The organism is Novosphingobium naphthalenivorans NBRC 102051, from assembly GCF_001590985.1.
In the GTDB taxonomy this organism is placed as follows: domain Bacteria; phylum Pseudomonadota; class Alphaproteobacteria; order Sphingomonadales; family Sphingomonadaceae; genus Novosphingobium; species Novosphingobium naphthalenivorans.
The window spans coordinates 1-3,741 of sequence record NZ_BCTX01000162.1; the positions used below are offsets into that span (position 1 = coordinate 1).

Here is a 3,741-nt window from a genome sequence, read left to right on the forward strand (position 1 = left end):
CGCGGCGTAGTCCTGCAAAGCTGCGGAACATTTCGCCACGTCCTTCACATTATTCTATAGGGTGTCGAGCCATCCCATCAGATTGGCATCTCGCTTCCACGAAGGTGGCACGTTGCTCGCCGCCGGGGCGCCAACCTGTTCCAGCGCCTTTCGTTTGGTCTCCAGATTGGCCTGAGCATAGTGATTGGTCGTATCGAGACTGACGTGCCCGAGCCAACTGCGGATGACGGTGATATCGACCCCGGCGGCAACGAGGTGGACGGCGGTCGCGTGCCGGAAGCTGTGAGGCGTAACGTGTTTTGACTGGAGGGTCAGCGTCGATTTCGCGGCTTGTTCCACGTAGGCGTTGAGCTTGAACCGCACCCCTGACGCCCCTAGCGGTTCACCGTATCGATTGACGAAGATCCGCTCATCGGGCGCACGCGGCTGTCGCTCCAGTAGCTTCCTGAGCAATGCCACGGTTTCTGGCCAGAGCGGGCAGATGCGTTCCTTGCGCCCCTTGCCGTAAAGACGCACGAAGTTCGGTGCATCGAACCGGATTGCTTCGGGACAGAGGTCAAGCGCCTCTTGGATTCGCGCGCCACTGTTATAGAGGAACGAGAGCAGTACATGGTCGCGCAGCCCTTCGAGTGTCGATCGGTTGGGCTGGGCGAGGATGGCCTCGACCTCCTCGGGCTCGAGGTAGCACGGCGCGGAGGTGGGCTCCCGCTTCAACGGAACAGCCAGGACCTCTGAGCACTGCGCGATGTATTCCGGATTCTTGTCCGCCACGAAGCTGAAGAAGCTGCGGATGGCGGCCAGTCGGCAGTTCCGCGTGCCGATCGTGGTCTTGCGGCCATGCTCGGTATGATGAAGGAACGCGCGCACCTCGCCGGCCGAGACGTCGGTGAGCGTCAGCCGCGCGACCCCGCAGCCTTTTCGCTCCGCGACGAACCGAAGCAGCAGCCGCCAGGTGTCGCGATAAGAGCGGATCGTGTGGATTGACGCGCTGCGCTGCTCGGCCAGCCACTCCTGGAAGAACGCCCGCAACAACGCGGGCAATGGATTGCCTTTCCTCATGGCCGCGCCTCCGTGACAAGGCACGGGGCGCCGAGCGCGCGGAACCGTTCACTGGCTTCCTGCAACAGATCCTGCGTGACGGTGATGTAGACCAGCGTGGAGTGGAGATCCCGGTGCCCCATGTACGTCGAGAGGAAGTGCAGTTTTTCCTGAGGGTTAATGCCGGACCGGTACCACTGGAGGATGCGGTTCACCACCATCGAGTGACGAAGGTCATGGACCCGCGGCCCGGTCCGGCCCGAAGCGGGCTTGAGCCCAGCACGGCGCATGACGTTGGTAATCATTGTCGTAACCGCCTCGGGCCTGTAGCGGTCATTTAAGTGGGCATGCCAGAACAGCCCTGATTTCGGGTTCTGTGGGCCGCCAGCGCGCCGCCTCGCATCGATGTACGCGCGCAGTTCGACCGCGACACTGTCGGATAGAGGCAAGATCCTGGTCTTGTAGAACTTCGTTTCCCGGATCGTGATCGTGCTTGATTGCAGGTCCACGTCACCAAGATCGAGCCATGCCAGCTCGCTTCGCCGTAGCCCGGCACAATAGGCCAGCATGATCATGGTGTAGAGGGTCAACGGCCGCAGCGGAGCGTCCGGCGACGGATAAGTCCGTGCGGTATCGAGCATACGCCGAACGTCAGCCGGGCTGAAGATATGCGGTTGCCGATGCTCCCGCGCTACTTCCCGCTCTGGCCGGGGATTGAAGCGCTTTGGCGGGATAGTCGGATCGAGGCGGAACCGCGCCTTGGTCAGGATGCGCGCCAGCTTCTGGCATTCAGCCGCGTGGTTGCGGGTCGGCTTGGCAGCCGCCCAGCTCGCAATCATTGCCTCAAGTGGTTGCTCCGCGAGGTCGGGACGGGCCTGAAGGAACCGATCGAACCGCAGCAGCCAGTGAGCCTGCGCTTCATATTGATATCCCCGGCTGCGCATCAGCATGACATGGTCTTGCATGAAGTCACCCAGCACGCTGCCGAAGGGCGCAGGCCGTCGTAACGCGGCCAAGGATTCGTCGGGATTCGGGGAAGCCAAGGCCCGCCAGATCGGCTTGCTTTGCTTGACGTTGTACCGACGGCGAAGTGCAGCAACAGGGTTGTCGGCGATCAGCCCGATTTCGACGAGGTGGTCGAGGAAGCGGTCGACAATGCAGACCTGATTGAGCAGCGTCGACAATCGCCAACGTTTTTGCATCTCCTTCAGCCAGGCGTCGAGCATCTGCCGGTCCACCGCCGGATGCCGGCGGGCAACATCTTCGAAGGTGCAAAGGAACCAGCGATATGTCGGTACGCTTCCCGGCCGGAACTGCGATTTTACCAGGAAGGCGTCGACGACGGTGCGATCGGGATCGTGCCAGGCGCTCATGACAGCACCTCCATTCCAGGCACCTCGAGTGCCACGGCTCGGAGATCATCTGTTGCCAGTTTGAGATAAGTATTGGTGGATTCGGTGGATCGATGCCCGAGCACGTCGCCGATGATCTTTTGCGGGACCGATGCCCGCAGCATTTCGACCGCACGTGCGTGGCGGAAGACATGCGGCCCCCGCTTTCCTGCTGGCACTACGCCTGCGGCGGCCAACCGACCGCGGATCATGCCGTACAGGTTCGTCATTGCGATATAGGGTGCGCAGGATCGGACGAAGATTTCCCGCACTTCAACCTGGGGCCGCCCAAGGCGCAGATAATCCAGCAGCGCTTCACCAACAGTCACCATTAGCGGCATGTACGAGTACGCGTTGGTCTTGGTGTGGCAGATCCGGAGGGATTCTGCGCGCCAGTCCACGTCATCGAGCCGAAGGCGGCATATCTCACCTTCGCGCAGCCCATACGTGGCAAGCAGCTGAAGTATCGCATAATCGCGTAGTCCGCGTGGCGATCTGTCCTCCTGCGTTGTCGCCAGAACCGCGGCGATTTGGCTCCTTTCCAGCGTCGACGGCACATCTTCGTAGGCATAGAGCATGGGGCCGATGATGTGTGGCGTCAGATCGGTCGGGATGCGACCCGTCCGATGCAGATGGCGAACCACCGAACGGAGACGCTCAGCGACATCGGCCAATGATTTGCGCCGTAAACCAGGCGCGCGCATGTCCATGTAGAGATCGATGTCCACGATGCTCAACGTTTCGAGGCTGGCGGCACCGGCCCGGTCGAACTGCCATCGCAGGAAGTTTCGCGCCTCCCACATCAGCGCCGCAATGGACGCGCTTGCCAAACCGCGCTCCTCGCGCAGCCATGCCTCGTATTCGCGGCAAATTTCATGTCGATGCTCGTCATCGGGACCGATCATTTCTGCGTCCGGGGGCCAATTGCCTTGAGCAAGCCGGAGGAGCTTGGCGATCGCGGTGCGGGGCAACATGTGCCAACGCGCACTGGGAGGCCGACCGTACTGGATCTCAAAATCCTGAACCGCATAGCCAAAATACTGATCGACCTGCTGCGGCGTCACAGTCTCGACCTGTATATCGCACTCGGCCAGATAATCGAGAAACGCGCGGGCGTAGAGACGGTGGTTCGCCACGACCACGGGATTGTAATTCTGTGTGGTGAGCGAATTCGAGAGTTCGGTGATCAACTCGTCATGCAACTTCAACATGATTGCCTCCTCAGCTGGTCCAGGGACCGCCGAGGTTCGCAACCAATATAATGCGCAGCAACTGCGCACACTATCATGGGAATTCGCCGGTTACGCCGCGC

3 protein-coding genes are annotated in these 3,741 nt (G+C 61.2%); all 3 read right to left on the minus strand.

Annotated elements, in window-relative coordinates:
- Positions 1 to 54 precede the first annotated feature (54 nt).
- From NN5_RS24255 to NN5_RS24265, 3 genes are read right to left on the minus strand one after another with little or no spacing between them, the layout of a single operon-like run.
- A complete protein-coding gene (locus NN5_RS24255; RefSeq protein ID WP_009823939.1) occupies positions 55 to 1,059 on the minus strand; it encodes a site-specific integrase in 1,005 nt (334 codons plus the stop codon).
- On the minus strand, positions 1,056 to 2,411 hold the full coding sequence (locus NN5_RS24260; RefSeq protein ID WP_009823940.1) for a tyrosine-type recombinase/integrase: 1,356 nt from the start codon (positions 2,409 to 2,411) through the stop codon (positions 1,056 to 1,058). Before NN5_RS24260 ends, NN5_RS24255 begins: the two co-directional genes overlap by 4 nt.
- Positions 2,408 to 3,640 carry a site-specific integrase gene (locus NN5_RS24265; RefSeq protein WP_007015824.1) on the minus strand — a complete coding sequence of 411 codons (1,233 nt, stop codon included), beginning with the start codon at positions 3,638 to 3,640 and terminating at the stop codon, positions 2,408 to 2,410. Before NN5_RS24265 ends, NN5_RS24260 begins: the two co-directional genes overlap by 4 nt.
- Positions 3,641 to 3,741: the final 101 nt, after the last annotated feature.

Coding starts and splice junctions, on each gene's coding strand:
- NN5_RS24255 (WP_009823939.1), bottom strand. CDS start 1,059: ATGAGGAAAGGCAATCCATTGCCCGCGTTGTTGCGGGCGTTCTTCCAG.
- NN5_RS24260 (WP_009823940.1), bottom strand. CDS start 2,411: ATGAGCGCCTGGCACGATCCCGATCGCACCGTCGTCGACGCCTTCCTG.
- NN5_RS24265 (WP_007015824.1), bottom strand. CDS start 3,640: ATGTTGAAGTTGCATGACGAGTTGATCACCGAACTCTCGAATTCGCTC.